21 protein-coding genes are annotated in these 18,363 nt (G+C 69.5%); 13 read left to right on the top strand and 8 right to left on the bottom strand.

Annotation, left to right across the window (positions count from 1 at the left end; all coding sequences use genetic code 11):
* Window positions 1-161: 161 nt before the first annotated feature.
* Window positions 162-983 (top strand): EamA family transporter, encoded by an 822-nt coding sequence (locus HNQ05_RS04020; protein ID WP_147147167.1) that lies wholly within the window; start codon window positions 162-164, stop codon window positions 981-983.
* 66 nt (window positions 984-1,049) lie between these two features.
* Here the strand turns inward: HNQ05_RS04020 and HNQ05_RS04025 are convergent, their stop codons facing one another.
* The 3 genes from HNQ05_RS04025 to HNQ05_RS04035 all read right to left on the bottom strand — a co-directional run bounded on the left by HNQ05_RS04025 (window position 1,050) and on the right by HNQ05_RS04035 (window position 5,114).
* Window positions 1,050-3,635, bottom strand: a complete 2,586-nt coding sequence (locus HNQ05_RS04025) for an arsenate reductase (azurin) large subunit (protein WP_147147165.1) — start codon at window positions 3,633-3,635, stop codon at window positions 1,050-1,052.
* Window positions 3,636-3,644: 9 nt separating this feature from the next.
* Window positions 3,645-4,127 (bottom strand): arsenate reductase (azurin) small subunit, encoded by a 483-nt coding sequence (locus HNQ05_RS04030; protein WP_147147163.1) that lies wholly within the window; start codon window positions 4,125-4,127, stop codon window positions 3,645-3,647.
* Between the two features lie 117 nt (window positions 4,128-4,244).
* Window positions 4,245-5,114 (bottom strand): EamA family transporter, encoded by an 870-nt coding sequence (locus HNQ05_RS04035; protein ID WP_147147161.1) that lies wholly within the window; start codon window positions 5,112-5,114, stop codon window positions 4,245-4,247.
* 126 nt (window positions 5,115-5,240) lie between these two features.
* Here HNQ05_RS04035 and HNQ05_RS04040 point away from each other — a divergent pair, with 126 nt between their 5' ends.
* The 8 genes from HNQ05_RS04040 to HNQ05_RS04075 are packed head-to-tail and all read left to right on the top strand — an operon-like array spanning window position 5,241 to window position 11,270.
* Entirely contained in the window at window positions 5,241-5,720 is a 480-nt protein-coding gene (locus tag HNQ05_RS04040; RefSeq protein WP_147147159.1) for a DUF456 domain-containing protein, read from the top strand.
* 18 nt (window positions 5,721-5,738) lie between these two features.
* Window positions 5,739-5,954, top strand: coding sequence for a glutaredoxin family protein (locus HNQ05_RS04045; protein WP_147147157.1), 216 nt, complete (start codon window positions 5,739-5,741; stop codon window positions 5,952-5,954).
* A gap of 3 nt (window positions 5,955-5,957) precedes the next feature.
* Window positions 5,958-6,812, top strand: coding sequence for a prolipoprotein diacylglyceryl transferase (lgt, locus tag HNQ05_RS04050; protein ID WP_147147155.1), 855 nt, complete (start codon window positions 5,958-5,960; stop codon window positions 6,810-6,812).
* Window positions 6,809-8,221, top strand: a complete 1,413-nt coding sequence (gene glmU / locus HNQ05_RS04055; protein WP_147147153.1) for a bifunctional UDP-N-acetylglucosamine diphosphorylase/glucosamine-1-phosphate N-acetyltransferase GlmU — start codon at window positions 6,809-6,811, stop codon at window positions 8,219-8,221. Before lgt ends, glmU begins: the two co-directional genes overlap by 4 nt.
* Entirely contained in the window at window positions 8,218-8,454 is a 237-nt protein-coding gene (locus tag HNQ05_RS04060; protein WP_147147151.1) for a Sec-independent protein translocase subunit TatA/TatB, read from the top strand. The genes glmU and HNQ05_RS04060 overlap by 4 nt, the downstream gene beginning before the upstream one ends.
* Before the next feature lie 6 nt (window positions 8,455-8,460).
* Window positions 8,461-9,210, top strand: a complete 750-nt coding sequence (gene tatC, locus HNQ05_RS04065) for a twin-arginine translocase subunit TatC (RefSeq protein ID WP_147147149.1) — start codon at window positions 8,461-8,463, stop codon at window positions 9,208-9,210.
* A gap of 15 nt (window positions 9,211-9,225) precedes the next feature.
* Window positions 9,226-10,308: a bifunctional 3-deoxy-7-phosphoheptulonate synthase/chorismate mutase gene (locus HNQ05_RS04070; RefSeq protein ID WP_147147147.1), complete on the top strand. Its 1,083-nt coding sequence runs from the start codon at window positions 9,226-9,228 to the stop codon at window positions 10,306-10,308.
* 11 nt (window positions 10,309-10,319) lie between these two features.
* On the top strand, window positions 10,320-11,270 hold the full coding sequence (locus HNQ05_RS04075) for a 4Fe-4S dicluster domain-containing protein (protein WP_147147145.1): 951 nt from the start codon (window positions 10,320-10,322) through the stop codon (window positions 11,268-11,270).
* Window positions 11,271-11,341: 71 nt separating this feature from the next.
* Here the strand turns inward: HNQ05_RS04075 and HNQ05_RS04080 are convergent, their stop codons facing one another.
* From HNQ05_RS04080 to HNQ05_RS04100, 5 genes are all read right to left on the bottom strand, one after another.
* A complete protein-coding gene (locus HNQ05_RS04080) occupies window positions 11,342-11,644 on the bottom strand; it encodes a HigA family addiction module antitoxin (RefSeq protein ID WP_183677604.1) in 303 nt (100 codons plus the stop codon).
* Between the two features lie 74 nt (window positions 11,645-11,718).
* The gene (locus HNQ05_RS04085; RefSeq protein WP_147147143.1) at window positions 11,719-12,009 is read right to left on the bottom strand and encodes a type II toxin-antitoxin system RelE/ParE family toxin; all 291 of its coding nucleotides are present in this window, start codon (window positions 12,007-12,009) and stop codon (window positions 11,719-11,721) included.
* A gap of 134 nt (window positions 12,010-12,143) precedes the next feature.
* Window positions 12,144-13,403, bottom strand: coding sequence for a sensor histidine kinase (locus HNQ05_RS04090; protein ID WP_147147141.1), 1,260 nt, complete (start codon window positions 13,401-13,403; stop codon window positions 12,144-12,146).
* Window positions 13,404-13,415: 12 nt separating this feature from the next.
* Window positions 13,416-14,123, bottom strand: coding sequence for a response regulator transcription factor (locus HNQ05_RS04095; protein ID WP_147147138.1), 708 nt, complete (start codon window positions 14,121-14,123; stop codon window positions 13,416-13,418).
* Window positions 14,083-14,484, bottom strand: a complete 402-nt coding sequence (locus tag HNQ05_RS04100; RefSeq protein ID WP_147147136.1) for a hypothetical protein — start codon at window positions 14,482-14,484, stop codon at window positions 14,083-14,085. The genes HNQ05_RS04095 and HNQ05_RS04100 overlap by 41 nt, the downstream gene beginning before the upstream one ends.
* 78 nt (window positions 14,485-14,562) lie before the next feature.
* On the opposite strand from HNQ05_RS04100, the gene HNQ05_RS04105 reads away from it, so the two are divergent.
* From HNQ05_RS04105 to HNQ05_RS04120, 4 genes are all read left to right on the top strand, one after another.
* On the top strand, window positions 14,563-15,174 hold the full coding sequence (locus tag HNQ05_RS04105; protein ID WP_147147135.1) for a phosphoribosylanthranilate isomerase: 612 nt from the start codon (window positions 14,563-14,565) through the stop codon (window positions 15,172-15,174).
* A gap of 349 nt (window positions 15,175-15,523) precedes the next feature.
* Entirely contained in the window at window positions 15,524-16,705 is a 1,182-nt protein-coding gene (locus HNQ05_RS04110) for an ABC transporter substrate-binding protein (protein WP_183677607.1), read from the top strand.
* Window positions 16,706-16,761: 56 nt separating this feature from the next.
* Complete coding sequence (locus HNQ05_RS04115) at window positions 16,762-17,577, top strand: branched-chain amino acid ABC transporter permease (RefSeq protein ID WP_246104115.1); 816 nt, start codon at window positions 16,762-16,764, stop codon at window positions 17,575-17,577.
* 1 nt (window position 17,578) lies between these two features.
* Complete coding sequence (locus tag HNQ05_RS04120) at window positions 17,579-18,355, top strand: ABC transporter ATP-binding protein (RefSeq protein WP_147147128.1); 777 nt, start codon at window positions 17,579-17,581, stop codon at window positions 18,353-18,355.
* Window positions 18,356-18,363: the final 8 nt, after the last annotated feature.

The raw sequence follows: 18,363 nt of genomic DNA on the forward strand, positions 1-18,363 counted from the left end.
GATCTTTGCAAGGATAAAACCCAACGTTCAACCCTGCTCAGTTGACTTTTTGCCGGCGCGGTCGGGGTCGCGCCCCGAGCCCCAAAGGACACGGGCGGAAGGGGCCCGGGGCGACCCGCGGGCTGCGAGCGGCGCTACACTCAGGCTATGCGGAGCGGAACGTGACCTACATCGTCTTGGCCGCGCTGCTCTGGGGCCTGGGCGGGGCCCTGGCCGGCCGTTTCATGCAGTCGATTCCCCCCGAGGTGCTCATTCCGCTGCGCTTCGGCCTGGCCTTTCTGCTGTTGCTGCCCGTGGTGGTCCGCCGGCCGCCCGAGCGCGGCGAGTACCTGCGCCTGTTCGGCGTCGGGCTGGCGCTCGCGGGAGCGCAGGCCTTCTACTACCTGGCCATCGACGCCACCACGGTGGCGACCGGGATCTTCCTCCAGTACCTAGCGCCGGTGCTGCTCACGCTTTACGCGCTGCTCCGGCGCGAGCGGCTGGCACCGCGCAGCCTGGCGGGGGTGGCCCTGGCGGTGGCCGGCGCCTACCTGCTCGTCCTCGGGCCCGGGGGCTGGGTGGGCCGCCCCGTCGGGGTGGCCTACGGGCTGCTCGCGGCGTTTTCCTTTGCCTTCTACGCCGCCATCTCCCAGAGGCTCGGCACCCCTGCCTTTACCAGCCTGGGCGTGGCCACCGGCGTGGGGGCGCTCCTGTCGCTGCCCGTGCTCTGGGCCCAGCGCGCCCAGGTGCTGGCGCTCGACGCCGGCGCGGCCCTGGCCGTGGGTTACCTGGTGATCTTCGGGACCGTGCTGCCCTTCGGCCTCTTCCTGCTCGGGGTGCGCCGGGTGCCGGCGCGCATCGCCACGCTGGTGGCCCTGATCGAGCCCTTCGCCGGGGCCCTGTTCGCGGTCTTCCTGGTGGGGCAGCCCCTCACGCCGGGGGTGCTGCTGGGCGGGGCGCTCATCGCCCTGGGGGTGGTTCTGAACCGCGGGGCGCGGGCGTAGGGGCTTCGCGGACGAGCGTCAGGAGGCGGCGGCCTCCGCATGGAGGCCGCCGCCCGCGTCGCTGGCTTACTCGAAGCGGTTTTGCTGCAGGGTGCTGGCGGTCTGGTGAAGGCTGGGCAGCGCTCCCGCGACCTTACGCAGGGCCGCCCGGGTTCCTTTGTACCAGGGGATCGTCGTCTTGGGGTCGGTGTAGCCCGAGGTCAGCGAGTTGCTGGTTCCGCGCCAATGGTACATCACCAGGAAGAGCATCCCCGGCTGAACGGCGTCGGTAACGTAGACCATGAACGTGCCGTTGCCTTCCTCGTTGTACACCTCGACCAGGTCGCCGCCGGCGAGCCCCAGGCGCCGCGCGTCCTCGGGGTTGACTTCGACGTAGGGCAGGGGAAGCGCCAGCGTTTTTTCCGGCAGGTTGCGGTCGTGGTAGGCCGTTTGCCAGATGGTTTGCGCCCGGCCGGTGGTGACCCAGAAGGGATAGCGCTCAGGCGCATCGCCCTTCAGGTACTTGTCCACCTCGGGCGGGTAGCCTTCCCAGTCGTCGGTGCCGTACCACTTGAATTTTCCGTCCGAGCTGCCGAAGCGGTGGGTGTAGCGACGCAGCGTCCCCACCAGCTTCCCGGTTGCGGGGTCCTTGCGCACGGGGGTGCGAATACCCTGCTGGCCGACCTCCTTGAGAAAGCCGTAGGTGACGCCTTTGTAGTTTTCGGCCTCGAGGGTGGCCTCGTCGGCCTCGCTCACGGCGTTGTCCTTGAACTCTTGGGAGCCGGCGAGGAAGACGTCCTCGTCCGTTTTCCAGTCCTTGCCGAACTCGAACTTGGCGGCTTCTTCGCGGCGACCGTCGGCGCGGTAGAGTTCGGCCAGCCGCATCCCCACCCACTTGAAGATCTCCCAGTCGGGCTTGGCTTCCCCGGGGGGGTCGGTGAACTTCTCGTAGAGGCGCAGGAGGCGGCTGTTGCAGTTGATGGAGGTGTCGTTGGCTTCGCCCCAGGCGGCTGCAGGCAGGATCAGGTGCGCGTCCCTGGCGGTGTCGGTCATGTAGATGTCCTGGACCACCATGAATAGCGCGTCGGGATCTTCGTAGAGCGCCTGCAAGATCTTGTCCGCCCACGCCTGGACGGTGCCCGGTTCTCCGGCCCGGCCCAGGGCCTCGGTCAACTTTTGGGTGCGCTCGTGGATGCGCTTGCGGAAGAACTGGCTGTTCGGGGTGGAAAGGTAGGGGTCGGTGGCGATCACCCAGTAGAACTTCCCCTTGCCCGAAGTGAGGAGCTTGTCCACGTTGACCGGCGGTCCCCCGTTGAAGATCGACCCCGGGGTGGGGGCGGGCGGCCGCACGTAGCCCTCCTGGTGCCCGCCCTGACGGCCGCAGCCCGTTCCGGGGCGGCCGATGTTGTGGGTGAGCACCGCCAGCTGGACGACCGCGGCGACCTGGTCGTAGTTCTTCATGTTCCAGATGATGCCCTTTTCGTAGATCGTCAGGGTGCGCCGTTTTTGCCCGCCGCCCTTGGGCTTGGCCATCCACTCGGCGGCCTGCTCGATCTGCGCGCGAGGTACGCCGGTGATCGTTTCGGCCTCGTCCATGAAAGCGTCGTAGGGCGTGCCCAGCTTGAGACTCTTCTTCTTGTAGTCCTCGAAGAGCGTCAGGTCGGTGCGCGCCTTCAGGTAGTCCGGATCGTAGTAGCCGCGCTCCCAGACGACGCGCGCCATGGCGTTGGCCAGGATGTAGTCGGTTCCCAGCCGCGGGGCCAGATGGAGCACCCGGTCCTTTGCGTACACCTCCGCCGCGGTGAGGGAGCTGGTTTTGCGCGGGTCGATCACGATCAGGTAACCGGGTTCGGCGGGTTCGCCGTTCGCGAAGGCCGCTTTCTTCTCCCCCAGCGTGGCCCCCTTGAGGTTGGGAAGGATGTGCTCCACGTAGAAGACGGTGGCGGTTTCGTAGGGGTTGGCCCCCCAGAGCACCACGGTGTCGGCCAGCCGCGCGTCGGAAACGTCGTAATTCAGCTCGTGAACGCCGCGCTCGCGGCTGCCCCAGACCTCGGAGTTGTAGGCGGGGCGGTTGTGAATAGCGATGTGCCGGATGGACAGCGCGTCGAAGAACAGCTTACCGGCTCCGTAGTTGTCCTCGAAGCCCTGACCCGAACCGCCGTGGTCGTAACACTTGACCGTGAGGTTGTCGTCGTTGCCGTCACGGTCGCGGATTCCTTTGATGACCCGCCCCATCAGAGTGAGCGCCTCCTGCCAGGTCACGGCCTGGAACTGGTCGCCCAGGCGCAGTAGCGGGTAGCGGAGGCGGTCTTGCGTCCCCCGCGTGGGGCTGAAGGTGGTGAGGGCGTTGGTGCCCCCGCGAATGGAGTAGTCCCCGCGGTTGATGGGCGAATCCTGCGCAGGAACGATGGCCACGTGGTACTCGCGCCCGTCCCTGCCCTGAACGACCGAATGCATGGTCTCGGTGTAGTTGAGCCCCACCAGCGGCGGCTGGGGGTTGGTAAAGTCGGCCCCGAAGGCGTTTTGATCCTTCTCCGGCCCCCCCTCTTCGCCCACGGGCCAAACGTAAACCTTGTATCCGCAGCCCACGTTGCAGTACTGGCACACGGTGTTGTAGGTCTTGGCCCCCTTGGGCGGAAGGGGAAGATGATCCCTGCGTTCGAACAAAGCCACGACCGCCTCCTAAACGTTCTTAACCCGACCCCAGATGAGCCCCTCGACGGCGGTGGCGACGACGTCGCCGTTGGGTTCGACCCTCAAGGGGATTTGCGGAAGCCACTCGCTCGCCAGTCCCTGGTAGACCTGGCCGTTCTTGGCCGGGTCGAACATGGACTGGTGGCACGGGCAGACGAACCGGCCGTCCTTGTACTGGACGCCGCAGCCCATGTGGGTGCAGGACGCGGAAAAGGCCACGAGGTCGCGGTCCTTGCCCACACCGCCCAGAGCCTCCCTGCCGAGCTTGACGAGAACGGCCTGCGAGCGGTTGTCGGGGTAGTTGAAGTACGCAGGCTTTCCCACCTCGATCTTGGCGACGTTGCCCACCTTGATCGACGGATAGGTCAGGCTGGGGGCAAACCACGTCGCCGCGCGGCCGCCGGCCGAAAAAAGCGCGACGGACGCCACCGACAGCTGAACGAACCTCCTCCTGGTCAAAATAGCCGTCATGGATCCCTCCCCATTAGGTTTGGTCTACGAAGTTCCCGTATGTATTTATCTCACTTAGTTTAGCACGCTTCGCTGGGGGGTATGCCGGCTCGAGCAGCGCGCTTCTTGACCCGAAGGCTAGCCCCTTCTGCTCACCGCCAGCCCCACCCCCAGCACGATCAGGCCCACGCCGGCGAGGCCCGCCTGGGTGAGCCGCTCGCCGGCGAAGCCGATGCCCAGCGCCAGGGCGACGAGGGGGTTGACGTAGGCGAAGCTGGTGACCAAAGCCGGCCGCAGCGGCCGGGCCAGCAGGTGCAGGTAGGCGCTGTAGCCCACCACCCCCGCCAGCAGGACCAGGTAGCCCAGCGCCAGCAGCGAGGTGGTGCTGGGTTCGTGCCAGCGCGCCCCGGCCAGGAGCGCGATCACGGTGAAGCTGAGGCCCGCGCCCATCATGTGCACCGCGCTCGACATCAGCCCCGGCGCCTGGGGGACGCGCGTGCTGATCGCCGAGCCGAAGGCCCAGCTGACCGGACCGACGAAGACGAGGAGCGCCTTCGGGTCGAGCTTCAGGTCGGGTTCACCGGCGAGCAGGTACACCCCGGCCAGGCCCAGGAGCATGCCCGCCCACTCCACGCTGCGGGTCTTGCGGCCGAGGAAGTTGGCGAAGAAGGCGTTCCACAACGGCATCGTCGAGACGATGACCGCGGCCAGGCTCGAGCTCACCCACTGCTGCGCGTAGACGACCGCGCCCATGCCGCCCACGAGCAGCAGCTGGCCGATCAGCCACGACCCCAGCACCTCCCGGCCCTTCGGCAGCGTCCAGCCGAGCAGGCGAAGCAGCACGAAGAGCAGCAGGCCGCTGGCCCCCAGCCGGATGGCCAGCATGATGAAGGGATCGATGGTGGCGATGGCCAGCTTGTTGGCCAGGTAGGCTCCGCCCCAGACGAAGTACAGGGTAAGCAGGGCGGAAACGTCGATCGGGGTAAGGCGGGCTTCGTTGCGGTCCATAGCGTGACCCGCGGGTCAGCGGTTCACCCCCAGCCTACACCCCCTCCGAGCCGCCCGACCCCGGACCCACCCGCGACGCCCCCGCGCAGGCGAAGTTTCTCATTCCCCGCCGCTACTATGGAAAGGATGAACCTCACCGCCGACGTGTTGTTCGTGCTGCTTTGGGTGGCCGCGCTGGTGCTCACCTTCGTGCCCATGGTGCCGGCCACCCTGCTCATCTGGGCCGCGGCGCTCTTGCACGAGGCGCTGGTGGGGTTCAGCGAACTCTCGCGCGCCGACTGGGCCTGGCTGATCGGCCTGGGGCTCTTGGCGATGACGCTCGACAACGTGGCCGGGGCCCTGGGGGCCAAGCGTTACGGCGCCGGGCGCGCGGGGGTTTGGGGCGCGGTGATCGGGGCGCTCGTGGGCGCGGTCGTGCTGGGTCCGCTGGGGATACTGGTGGGGCCCTTCCTGGGGGCGCTGGTCGCCGAGCTGATCGCCGGTAAGGCCGGACGGGAAGCGCTGCGCGCCGCCTGGGGCAGCCTGCTGGGGGTGCTCGGCGGGGTGCTGGCCAAGCTGCTGGTGCACCTGGCCATGGGCTGGCTGGTGATCCAGAGGATATTCTAGGGAATCGGAGGGACGCCCTTGTACATCTACTTAGCCAAGAAGAACTGCCTGGCCTGCGATCAGCAGGAACGCTACCTGTGGGCGATGGGCCTGCCCTACGAGCGCATCGACGTCGACGAGCGCCCCGAGCTGGCCGAGGGGCGGCAGCTGCCCGCCGTGCTCCGGCAGGGCGTCGTGCTCGTGGAGGGCGCGTTCAGCGAAGAGGACCTGGCGCGGGCGCTGGGGAGGGGGTAGGGTATGGATCCCATCATGATCGAGATCGGGCCGCTGACCGTGCGCTGGTACGGTTTTCTGATCACCGCGGCCATCTTCGTCGGTTACTACCTGGCGCGGCGCTACGTGGCCGCCAAGGGGTACGACCCCGAAAAGTTCGAGGAAGCCGTCTTCTGGGCGGTGATCGCCGGGGTGATCGGGGCTCGGCTCGTCTACGTGCTGACCAGCTGGGGCTACTTCGCGGCCAACCCGATCAGCGCCCTCTACATCTGGCAGGGCGGGCTGGCCTTCCACGGCGGGATCCTGGGAGGCCTGATCCCCATGGTCTATTTCGCCCGCAAGAACGGGGTGCCGCCCTACGTCTACCTCGACGCGGCGCTTCCGGGCGTGGCCCTGGGCATCATCGGCGGCCGCATCGGCAACCTGATGAACGGCTCCGACACCGTGGGCCGGCTCACCGACTGGGCCGTCGGCTACACCTGGCCCGCCTGGGCCACCGGCTTCCCGGGCATCTGCACGAGCACCGGGCAGCTGGCCTGGGGGTTCTGCAGCGGCGAGGTGGTGCGCGGCCCCGTGCACCTGACCCAGATCTACGGGGCCGTGATCGGGCTGGTGCTGCTGGGCCTGGTCTTCTACTGGTGGCGGCAGAAGCGGCCCGCGGGCTGGGCGTTCTGGAACTTCGTGCTCTGGTACAGCGTGCTGCGCAGCCTCGTCGAGGAGCCCTTCCGGCTCAACCCGCTGTGGTGGCCGGTCTATCTCAACGAGAAGGCGGGGATCGGGTTCTTCACGGCGACCCAGCTCGTCTCGATTCCCCTGATCGTGCTGGCGGTCTACATGCTCTACCGCATGGGCCGGAGCGGGGAGGAGGCCGCGGCGTGAGCTTCGCCGTCGTCGTGCTCGCGGCGGGCAAGGGCACGCGCATGAAGTCGGCCCTGCCCAAGGTGCTGCACCCGCTCTTGGGCCGGCCGCTGGTGGAGTACGCCGCGCGGGCGGCGCAGCAGGCCGGGGCCGAACGGGTCGTCGTGGTGGTCGGCCACGGAGCCGAGGCGGTGCGGGACGTGCTCGAGCCCCTGGGGGTGCGCACCGCGCTGCAGGCCGAGCAGCTGGGCACCGCCCACGCCCTGGCCAGCGCCCAGGGGGCGCTTTCGGACTGGGAGGGGCCGGTCGTCGTCACCATGGGCGACGCGCCCCTCATCTCGGCCGGCACCCTTGCCGGACTGGCCCAGGCCGTGCCCACGGGCGGCGGCATGGCCATGCTGACCTTCGAGCCCGACGACCCCGCCCGGTACGGCCGGGTGATCCGCGACGCCGCGGGGCGGGTGGACCGGGTGGTGGAGTACAAGGACGCCACCCCCGAGGAACGGGCGGTGCGCGAGGTGAACGCCGGGGTGTACGCCTTCGACGCGCACGTCTGGGACTACCTGAACGAGATCGGCCGCGACAACGCCGCGGGCGAGTACTACCTGCCCGACCTGATCGGCGTCTACCAGAAGCACGGCCTCGAGGTGCGGGCTTTCAAGGCCAGTGACCCGACCGAGCTGCTGGCCGTGAACGACCGGGCGCAGCTGGCCGCGGTGGAGCGGGTGCTGCTGGAGCGGCTGCGCACGCACTGGATGCGGGAGGGGGTGCGGATGGTGATGCCCGAGACGATCTACCTCGAGCCCACCGTGGAGCTCGCCCCCGACGTGACGCTCGAGCCCGGGGTGATGCTGAAGGGGGCGACCCGCGTGGGCGAGGGCGCGTCCGTAGGTGCGTTTAGCATCGTTAGCGACAGCGAGCTCGCCCCCGGCGCCGAGGTGCGCCCCCACAGCGTGCTCGAGGGCGCCCGCCTGGCCGCCGGCGCGGTGGCCGGGCCCTTCGCGCGGCTGCGGCCGGGGGCGGTGCTCGAGGCGAACGCCTTCGTGGGCAACTTCGTCGAGGTCAAGAAGAGCCGCCTGGGCCCGGGGGTCAAGGCCGGGCACCTGGCCTACCTGGGCGACGCCGAGGTGGGCGCGGGCACCAACGTGGGCGCGGGAACCATTACCGCCAACTACGACGGCGTGAAGAAGCACCCCACGATCATCGGCCCGCGCGCCTTCATCGGCTCCAACTCGGTCCTCATCGCTCCGGTGCGCATCGGCGCCGAGGCCACCGTGGCCGCCGGCAGCGCCATCAACCAGGACGTACCCGCAGGCGCCCTCGGCATCGCCCGCGCCCGCCAGCGCAACCTCGAGGGCTGGGCCGAGCGCAAGGCACGCGCATCCAATTCTCAGAAGGACGGTACTAGAATGGAAGGGGAGACGACATGAACCTCGGAATGCCTGAAATCCTCATCATCCTGGTCATCGTGCTCATCCTATTCGGCCCCAAGAAGCTGCCGGAGCTGGCCCGCGGGTTGGGGCAGTCAATCCGCGAGTTCAAGAAGGGCGCCAGCGAGATCAAGCAGGAGTTCGAGCAAGCGGTGGATCTCGAACCCGAAAAGCCGGCGCCCCAGCCCTCCGCCGCGCCCGAGGCCGAAAAGAAGCCCGCCGGGGACGCCTAGTCTAGCGTGCAGGAAGCCCCCCTCGTCGAGCACCTGGAAGAGCTGCGTGCCCGCATCATCCGGGCGCTCTTGGCCTGGTTCGTGGGTATGGGCGTGGCCTGGTACTTCCGCGTCGACCTGCTCAAGATCCTCAAGCGGCCCCTCGACGTGGCCACCCAGGTGCGCGGCATCGAGGCCAACCTCTACCAGCAGACGATCACCGAAGGCTTCATCGTCTCGCTCAAGATCGCCGCGTTCGGCGGCCTGGTGATCGCGCTGCCCTTCATCGTCTACCAGCTCTGGGCCTTCATCGCCCCCGGCCTCTACCCCCACGAGCGGCGGCTGGCCGTGCCCTTCATTCTGGGGGCCGGCTTTTCCTTCGCCGTCGGGGTCGTCTTCTCCTACTACGTGCTGCTCCCCTTCGCGGTGCCCTTCCTGCTGGGCTTCCTCAGCGACCAGGTGATCCCGCTGCTCACCATCGACAAGTACATGAGCCAGATCCTGATGTACCTGACGGTGGTGGGGCTGATGTTCGAGCTGCCCGTGCTCAGCTTCCTCTTCACCAAGCTGGGCATGCTCGACTGGCGCTTTTTGGCGCGCAACCGCCGCATCGCCATCGTGGTGATCGTCACCCTGGCCGCGATCATCACGCCCACGGCCGACCCCTTCAACCTGGCGCTGCTTTCGGTGCCCCTGCTGCTGCTGTACGAGGTCTCCATCTGGGTCTCGCGCGCCGCCGGGCGCGGCCGCACCCGCGCCGACGCCGACGCCGAATAGCGTTAGGATAGGCGAATGGAACCGCGCATCCTCGAACTGCGGCGGGAGATCGACCGCATCAACCGCGAACTGCTCACCCTGCTCTCGGAGCGGGCCCGCATCGCCTCCGAGATCGGGCGCATCCAGACCGAGCGCGGTCTGGGCCACTACGACCCGGCGCGCGAGGAGGAGATGCTCGCCTACCTGGCGGCCGAGAACCCCGGCCCCTTCCCCGACGGCACGGTCAAGAAGCTGTTCAAGGAGATCTTCAAGGCCACGCTGGCGCTTGAGGAGCAGGAGGACAAGCAAAAGTTCCTCTTCTCGCGCGAGACCCGGCCCGAGGACACCCGGGTGAAGGTGCGCCAGGCCGTCTTCGGGGACGGGCCGCTCTTGATCGCCGGCCCCTGCGCCATCGAGTCGGAAGAGCAGATGCAGCGCACCGCCGAGTTCCTGGCCTCGCGCGGCGTCAAGGTGCTGCGCGGCGGGGCGTACAAGCCGCGGACCAGCCCCTACGCCTTCCAGGGCCTGGGGGTCGAGGGGTTGAAGCTGGGACGGGCGGCGGCCGACCGCCACGGCATGGCCTTCGTGACCGAGGTGATGGACACCCGCGACGTCGAGGTGGTTTCCGAGTACGCCGACATCCTCCAGGTGGGCGCGCGCAACATGCAGAACTTCGCGCTGCTGCGCGAGGTGGGCCGCTCGGGCCAGCCGGTGCTGCTCAAGCGCGGCCTCAGCGCCACCGTAGAGGAATGGTTCTACGCCGCCGAGTACGTGCTCAGCCAGGGCAACGACCAGGTCATCCTGGTCGAGCGCGGCATCCGCACCTACGAGAAGTGGACCCGCAACACCCTGGACCTCTCGGGGGCGGTGCTGGCCAAGCAGCTCACCCACCTGCCCGTCGTCGTCGACGTGACCCACGCCGCCGGCCGCATCGACCTGCTGGCCCCTCTGGCGCGGGCGGCGCTGGCCGCGGGGGTGGACGCGGTGCACGTGGAGGTGCACCCCAACCCCAAGGTGGCCATGTCCGACAACAACCAGCAGATGGACTTTGCGCAGTTCGACGCCTTTCTGGACGCGGTGCGCGACCTGCTCGAGCCCGCCAAGACGCGGCGCGGCTAGGGGAGGCGGGCGTGGGCTTCTTCGACAACCTGCTCGGGGCGTTCCTCAAGCTCACCGACCCCACGCCCCGCTACACCGGCAGCCGCTGCCTGGTCGAGAAGTACGCGGTGGGGGGCTGCGACCTGTGCCAGCAGGCCTGCCCCCACGAGGCCGTGGACCTCTCCCACTTCACCGTCCAGATCGACGACACCCGCTGCACCGGCTGCGGGCTGTGCACCCAGGTCTGCCCCGGGGTGGCGCTCGAGTTTCCGCTGGGGCCCGTGCAGGAGGCGCTCGACAAGGGCCGCGGTCAGCTCAAGTGCTCGAAGGCCCAAGGCCACGGCCAGGAGGTGCTGTGTTTGGGCCGGCTCACCCCGGGCCTGATCGCCGAGGCGGCCAGCCGCCACGGTCCGCTCACCCTGGCCCGGGGCGACTGCGCGAACTGCAAGATCGGCGGGCCCACGGTGCCCGAGGCGCTCGAGCAGGTCATCGAGGAGGCGCGGCGCTACTACCCGGAGCTCGAGGTGCGCCTGACGACCGAGGCCCTGCCTGGGGCGATCGTGGGCCGGCGCGAGCTCTTCGAACAGCTTATGGGCGGCACCAAGCGCATGGCCGCCGAGGTGTTGCCCGAGCCACCGGAGCAGCTGGGCCTCGACGAGGACCACGACCTGCCCGCCGAGCTGCGGCTGCGCAAGATGGCGACGGCCCGCAGCCAGGGGCAGGTGCGCTGGCCGGCCATCCAGGTGCTCGAAGGCTGCACCCTCTGCCCCGTCTGCGCCAACGTCTGCCCCACCGGGGCCGTCAAGCGCGTTCGCGAGGGAGAGGAATACGTGCTCGAGCTGGAGGTGGCCGCCTGCACCGGCTGCGGCGGCTGCGTGGCCAGCTGCCCGCCCCAGGTGATCGAGCTGATCGAGGCGGGCCGCGACCGGGTGCTGGCCGAAGCGCCCGAAGAGCTCTTCCGCGGCGAGCCGGAGTGGTCGTAGGAAAGCGGGTTGCCGGAGGTGGGGAGCAGGGGGTGGGAAATTCCCGCACCCCACCGGCCGCAGCCGGGCGTTCAGGTGACGCCCTGGCGCAGGGGCTTGATGTCTTCGTGATTCGCGCTTTGCCCGACCAGATAGAGATCGTACGCCTGCTGAAGGTTCAGCCAGAACTCGGGCGAGGTGCCGAAGAGCCGGGCAAGCCGCAGGGCGGTGTCGGGCGTCACGCCGCGCTTGCCGTGGATCAACTCGTTGACGCGGGGGTAGGAGACGCCGATGCGCCGGGCCAGCTCCTTCTGCGTGAGCCCGTAGGGCTCCAGGAACTCCTTAAGCAGCACTTCCCCGGGGTGGGTTGGGGTGCGGTGTTTGGGTAGCCTCATGATTCGATCCGGTCCTTTCGCTGGGGGGTGGCCCGCCCTTCTCGGGTGCGGCCTTCCCGGCCCTAGCCACCTGGTCAGTGGTAGTCGGTAATCCTCACCTCGCTGGCTCCTTTGCCTTCGTCCCACCTGAAGACGATGCGGTACTGGTCGTTGATGCGGATGCTGTGGTACCCGGCCAGGTGGCCTTTGAGTTTTTCCAGACGGTTGGCCGGAGGGATTCGCAAATCGTCCAGGCTGACGGCTGCGTTCAACATGTCGAGTTTGCGCCGGGCGCGTTCCCAAAGCTCTCGAGGGAGCGTACTCCTTGCGGCCTTGGTGTCGTTCCCGTCGAAAATGTCCTGCGTCCCCCGATGAGCAAACCGCACGCTTCGGCACCTCGCTGGTATGGCATATAGCGTATCACGTTATATGTTATATAGCAAGTCGGCCCAGCAGCGATGCATTATCGGCTTCTCCTCAAAGAGCCCGTGATCGGCGACTGGCGGGTAGGGCGGGCTCCCTAACCTTCCCCCTCCAGCCCCGGAAGCTCCACCCGGAAGACCGTCCGCCCCGGCTGGGAGCGCACGGTGATGCGCCCCTCGTGGGCCTCGGCGATCTGCTTGGCGATGGCCAGGCCCAGGCCGGTGCCCCCCTCGGGGCCGCGGGCGAAGCGCTCGAAGAGGTGGGGCAGCACCTCGGGATCGATGCCGGGCCCGTCGTCGTGCACCTCCACCCAGGCCGTATCGCCGTCCGCGCCGACCACCACCCGCACCCCCTCCGCCCGCCCGGCGGCCCGCGCCGCGTTGGCCACCAGGTTGCGCAGGAGCTGGATCAGGCGGTCGGGGTCGCCCAGCACCTCGGGGGCGGCCCGCACCTCCAGGCCCACCCCGGGGAAGCCGGCCACCACGCCGCGGGCCAGCTCGGCGAGGTCGACGATGTGGGGGTTGACCGTGCGCTCGGCCTCGCCGCGGGCGAGGGCCAGCAGGTCGCCCACGAGGCGGGTGAGGTGGCGGGCGGTGCGCTCGGCCCCGGCCAGCGCCTCGTCGTCGCCGGGGTGTTTGCGCAGGCGCTCGAGGTAGCCGGCGAGCACCGTGAGCGGGGTGCGCAGCTCGTGGCTCACCTCGGCCAGGAAGACCCGCTCCCGTTCACGGGCGTCGCGCAGCTCGGCGAGCAGGTCGTTGAAGCGGGCGACGATCCGCCCCAGCTCGTCGGTGGGTCCGTCGTAGGGGATGGGCGAGAGGTCCGCCCCCTTGCGCCGGGCCACCTCCTCGGCCGCCCGCACCAGCGGCCGGTTGGCCCAGCCCACCCCCACGCGCACCAACAGCCAGCCCAGCGGCAGCGTGAGCAGAAAGATGAGCACCGCGACCTGGGCCACCTGTTCAAGCAGCCGGTCGATGAAGCCCAGGTCCTGCGAGACCGCGAGCACCCCGATGCTCGTGGCCACGTAGGCGGCTACGAAGCCCGGCCCGCGGTAGAGCTGCGGTCCCTCGTCGGCCTGAGTGAGCACCTCCGCGGGGATGCGGTGCTGGGGCTCGTCGAGCAGGAAAGGCAGACCCGAGCCGTCGTAGAGGGCGACCGCGGTTCCCCCGGTGGGCCGCACCTGGCCGGTCGTCCCCGAGTTGTACAGCTCGGCCAGGGCGCCGGCGTCGTCGAGCAGCTGGCGAACGATGCGCCCCTCCAGCCCCGCGCGCAGGGCGCCGTAGATGCCGAGCAGGCTGAGCGCCAGCATCAGCGCCCAGATCAGCCCGAAGACCAGGGTGAGCCGGGTGGTGTAACGCACAACCGTATTCTGCTACGAAGCCGGCTTGCGCAACGCGTAGCCGACGCCGCGTACGGTGCGCAGGTAGCCGTAGGCCCCGGCCTCGCGCAGCTTGGCGCGCAGGTTGGCGACGTGCACGTCCACGACGTTCGACTCGGTCTCCAGCGGCTTGCCCCAGATGTGGCGGGCGATCTCGTCGCGGCTGAAGACGCGGCCGGGGCGGCTGGAGAGCAGCTCGAGCAGCGCGAACTCCTTGGGCGAGAGGGCCACCTCGCGGCCGCCGGCGCGTACCCGGCGCGACTCGACCTCGATCTCCAGCTCGCCGACGCGCCGCACCTCGCCGCCCTCGCCGCGGCGCAGCTGCACCTGGATGCGCGCCAGCAGCTCGGCGGGGTGGAAGGGTTTGGTCAGGTAGTCGTCGGCGCCGCCGAGCAGCAGCTGCACCTTGCGCTCCACCGCGTCGGTGGCCGTGAGCACGATGATCGGCACGTCGCCGTGCTGCTTGGCGCGGCGGGCAATCTCGGAGCCGTCGAGGTCGGGCAGCCCCAGGTCGAGAACGATCAGGTGAGGCGGGTCCTCGCGCAGCTTGACGAGGCCCTGCATGCCCCCGGGCGCCCACTCCACCCGGTAGCCGGCCTCGCCCAGTTCGGCCTGGAGCAGGCGGGCGATCTCGGGGTCGTCCTCGATGATGAGGATGCGTTTAGGGTCTTCGGGGGCGGGTTCGGGGTGTTGGGGGTTCACCCTCCCTCCTTTCCCTCCAAAAGTCCAGCGCCTTGGAGGTGCGCAGGTGGTAGACCCGTACGAAGGTTTCGCGCAGGCTGACGATGCCGGTGTCGAGCAGCAGGAAGATGTCGTCGCCGCGGACGCGGCCCTCGTAGATGTGCAGGCTGCGCCGGGTCTTGACGATCAGGCGGACGCTGGCGTTCTCCGGGGGGCGGATCGGGCGCGCCTTCAGCCGCAGCGCCCCCTGCTCGATCCGCCAGAACAGGTAGACGGTGCGCAGGTTCGGCGAGACGATGCGCACCTCGGTGCCGTCGGGCAGCGCCGGCAGGCCCGGCAGCGGGGCCAGGGCGAGCACGGCGGTGAGCAGAAGGCCGACCATGCCCTTAGGATAGCGCGCGGCGCGCACGGGGGCGATGTGGGAGCGGTTAAGCCCGGTTTAATGCATTAGGCTGGGCCTATGGAGCCGGTGCGCGCCAAGGTGTGCGGCCTCACCCGCGCGGAAGACGCCCTCGCCGCCGAGCGGCTGGGGGCCTGGGCGGTGGGGTTCGTTTTCGCGCCCTCCAAGCGGCGCGTCACGCCCGAGCAGGCGGCGGCCATCGGGGCGCGGCTGGGCCCCTTCGTGATGCGGGTGGGGGTCTTCGTGGACGCGCCCCCCGACGAGGTGCTGGCGGTGGCGCGGACGGCGCGGCTCGGCGCGGTGCAGCTGCACGGCCGCGAGCCGCCCGAGTGGGCCGAGGCGCTGCGGCGCCACCTGCCGGTGATCAAGGCGGTGCGGCTTTCGGGGCCGCCCGATCCCGCGCTGCTGACGTACCCGGCCGACGCGCTGCTGGCGGACGGGCCCCGCCCCGGCAGCGGCGAGGCCTACGACTGGGGCTGGCTCGAGCCCCTGGCGGACCACCCGCGCCTGATCGTGGCGGGGGGGCTTTCGCCGGAGCGGCTGCCCGAGCTCTTCGCGCGGCTCTGCCCCTACGCGGTCGACGTCTCGAGCGGCGTGGAGTCGGCGCCCGGGGTGAAGGACGAGGCGCGGCTGCGGGCTTTTCTACAGCGGGTGCGCCGGGGCTGTGGATAACCTGTGAATATAAATGTGGAGATCCGGAAAACCCCGATACCCATCGTAAAAACCTGAAATATGCAGCGTGTGGATAAACGTATAGCTTTACGAAGTCGAAACGGCCGAAGCGCATCGGCTTTGGCCGCGCGGCCAGACTTGTTGCAAATGAATCGCAGCTGAGAGGGGCGGGCCGCGGGCCGCGGTCCGCAGGCCGCAGATCCCCGGCCGGCGGGTTGCATACCCCGGCGCTACGCTTTTCCCTAGCTTGGGCAGAAACCGGCTCAAGGAGCGGGTCTTGTGGAGCAGGTGGAGGTTTGGTATAAACTGGGACCCAAACCACAAGCAGGGACGGGAGGGATGCATGAAGATCACACGTAGGCAACTGCTCCAAACCGGTATCGGAACCGCGGCCGCTTTTGGCGTGCCCTGGTTCGCCCGGGCGCAGGCGCGCCCGGTCAAGCTGGCGGCGCTGCTGCCGCTCACGGGCCCCTTCGCCTTCGCGGGCAACGCCGCGCTCGACGCCTTCCGCGACGCCACCGACTACGTCAACGAGGTGATGGGCGGCGTCGGCGGGCGCAAGCTCGAGCTGATCGTCGAGGACACCGGCTACGACGTCGCCAAGGGCACGGCGGCCTTCAACCGGGTGATCGGCAAGGAGAGCCCCGACGAGCTGCTCTTCGTCTACGGCGACTCCACCGGGCTTTCCAAGGCGCTGGCCCCCGAGATCGCCCGCATCGGGGTGCCCTACTCGGCCACCTCCTACTCGAGCGAGCTCGCCGACCCCGAGAAGTACCCGGGGATCTGGGTCTTCGGGCCCACCTACTCCGACATGATGGAGGCGCTGCTGCGCTACATCCACGAGAAGAAGCCCGGCGCGCGCATCGCCCTGGTGCATTCGAACAGCGAGTTCGGGCGCGACCCCATCCCCTACGTGAAGCAGCGCGCCGAGCAGCTGGGCCTGCCCGTCGTGGCCGAGGAGGTCACGCCGCTGGTGCTCTCGGACGCCACGCCCACCGTCCTCAAGCTGCGCCAGGCCAAGCCCGACTTCGTCCTCACCCAGGGCTACGTGCTCACCGCCGAGCCGCTGCTCGTCAAGACCGCGCGCGAGTACGGCCTGAACGCCACCTTCATGGGCACCTACTACTCCTCCGAGGTTATCCTCATGAAGCGCGCCGGCCCCGCCGCCGACGGCTTCATCGCCACCTACCACAACGCCTACTCCTACGACAAGAACACCCCCGCGGTGCAGGAGATCTACAAGCTGCGGGCGTCGAAGGGCAAGGAGCCCGGCTACCTGACCACCTTCTACATGGGCGCCTTCTTCGTGGGCGTGGCCGTGGGCGAGGCCATGCGCCGCGCCGCCGCCGCCGGCGAGCTGACCCGGCCCGGGATCACCAAGGCGCTGGGCAAGATGTGGGACTACGACGCCATGGGGCTGATCCACTCGATGCGCTTCGTCAACCACCGGCTGCCCTACACCCGGCTCTACCGCGCCAACGCGGGCAAGGGCATCTACGAACCGCTGACCGACTGGCTCGAACTGGCGTGACGTTCTTCTGGCAGCTGCTGCTCACCGGGGTGGCGACCGGGGCGCTCTACGCGCTCATGAGCATGGGCTTCGTGCTCGTCTACCGCGCCACCTCGGTGGTCAACTTCGCGATCGGCGAGTTCCTGTTGGTCGGGGGGTACGTCACCTTCACGCTGGCCCACTTCCTGCCGCTGCCGCTGGCCATGCTGGGGGCGCTGCCCGTCGCCTTCCTGGTGGGCGTGGGGGTGGAGCGCGCCTTCGTGCGGCCTTTGATCGGCCGCTCGGTCGTCGCCGTGATCATGGCGACGATCGGCCTCGCCCTCACCCTGGACGGCGCGGCCCAGCTCGTCTGGGGGCCCGACCAGAAGTACCTCTCGGGCAGCCTGCCGCCGGTGCTGCTCACCTTCGGCGAGCTGATCCTGCCGCCGCGCGCCTTCTGGAGCCTGGCCATCAGCCTGCCGGTGGCCCTGGGGCTGATCTACTTCCTGCAGAAGAGCCGCTGGGGGGTGCTCATCCGCGCGGTCAGCGAGAGCGAGGTGGCGGCGCTGGCCATGGGAATCCCGGCGCCGCGCATCGTCACCGCGGTCTGGGGCCTCTCGGCGGCGCTGGCCGCGGTGGGCGGAGCGCTGCTGGCGGGGCTTTCGGGGGTGGGGCCGCACCTGGTGCAGCTGGGGTTGATGGTCTTCCCGGTCACCATCCTGGGCGGGCTCGAGTCCGTGGGGGGCGCGCTGGTGGCGGGCCTGATCGTGGGCGTGGCCGAGGCCATGTCCAAGGGCTACCTCGAGGCCTACCTGCCCGGCATCAGCGAGGCCATCCCCTTCGTCATCGTCCTGATCGTCGTCCTGGTGAGGCCCTACGGCCTCTTCGGGCGGCGCGACATCGAACGGGTGTGACGTGCTGAAGGTCGAGAACCTCAAGGCCCTCTACCGCGGCGTCATCCTGGCCCTCGACGGGGTCTCGCTCGAGCTCGCAAAGGGCGAGGCCGTGGCCGTGCTGGGCCCCAACGGCGCCGGCAAGAGCACGCTGGTGCGGGCGCTGGCGGGGCTGCTCGGCAGCTACGAGGGGCGCGTCAGCGACGGCCGCATCGAGCTGGGCGGCCGCGACGTCACCACCGCCGGGGCGCTGGCGGTGCACCGCCAGGGGCTGACCGCGGTCCTCGAAGGGCGGCCCATCTTCCGCTACCTGACCGTGCGCGAGAACCTGCGCGCCGCCGGGCACCGCCTGCCCGCCGGCGAGCTGGCGGCGCGCATGGACGAGGTCTTCCACTGGTTCCCGCGCCTGGCCGAGCGCAGCCACGAACAGGGCGGCTACCTCTCGGGCGGCGAGCAGCAGATGCTGGTGCTGGGGATGGCGCTGATCACCGACCCGCGGGTCCTCGTCGTCGACGAGCCCTCGCTGGGGCTCGCGCCGCTCTTGGTCGAGGAGCTGTTCGAGGTGCTGGCGCGGATGCACCGCGAAAAAGGCATGGCGCTGCTGCTCGTGGAGCAGAACGCCCGCGCGGCCATGAAGCTGGCGAACCGGGTCTACGTGCTCGAGCACGGCCGCGTCGTCTTCGAGGGGGAACGCGAGGCGGCCGAGCGCGACGCCGACGTGATGGAGTTCTACCTGGGCGCCGGCGCGGGCGGGTTTACGGGCGCCAAGCGTTACCGCCGGCGCAAGCGCTGGATCTAGGAGGTAGG

This window comes from Oceanithermus desulfurans (assembly GCF_014201675.1).
Classification (GTDB): Bacteria; Deinococcota; Deinococci; order Deinococcales; family Marinithermaceae; genus Oceanithermus; species Oceanithermus desulfurans.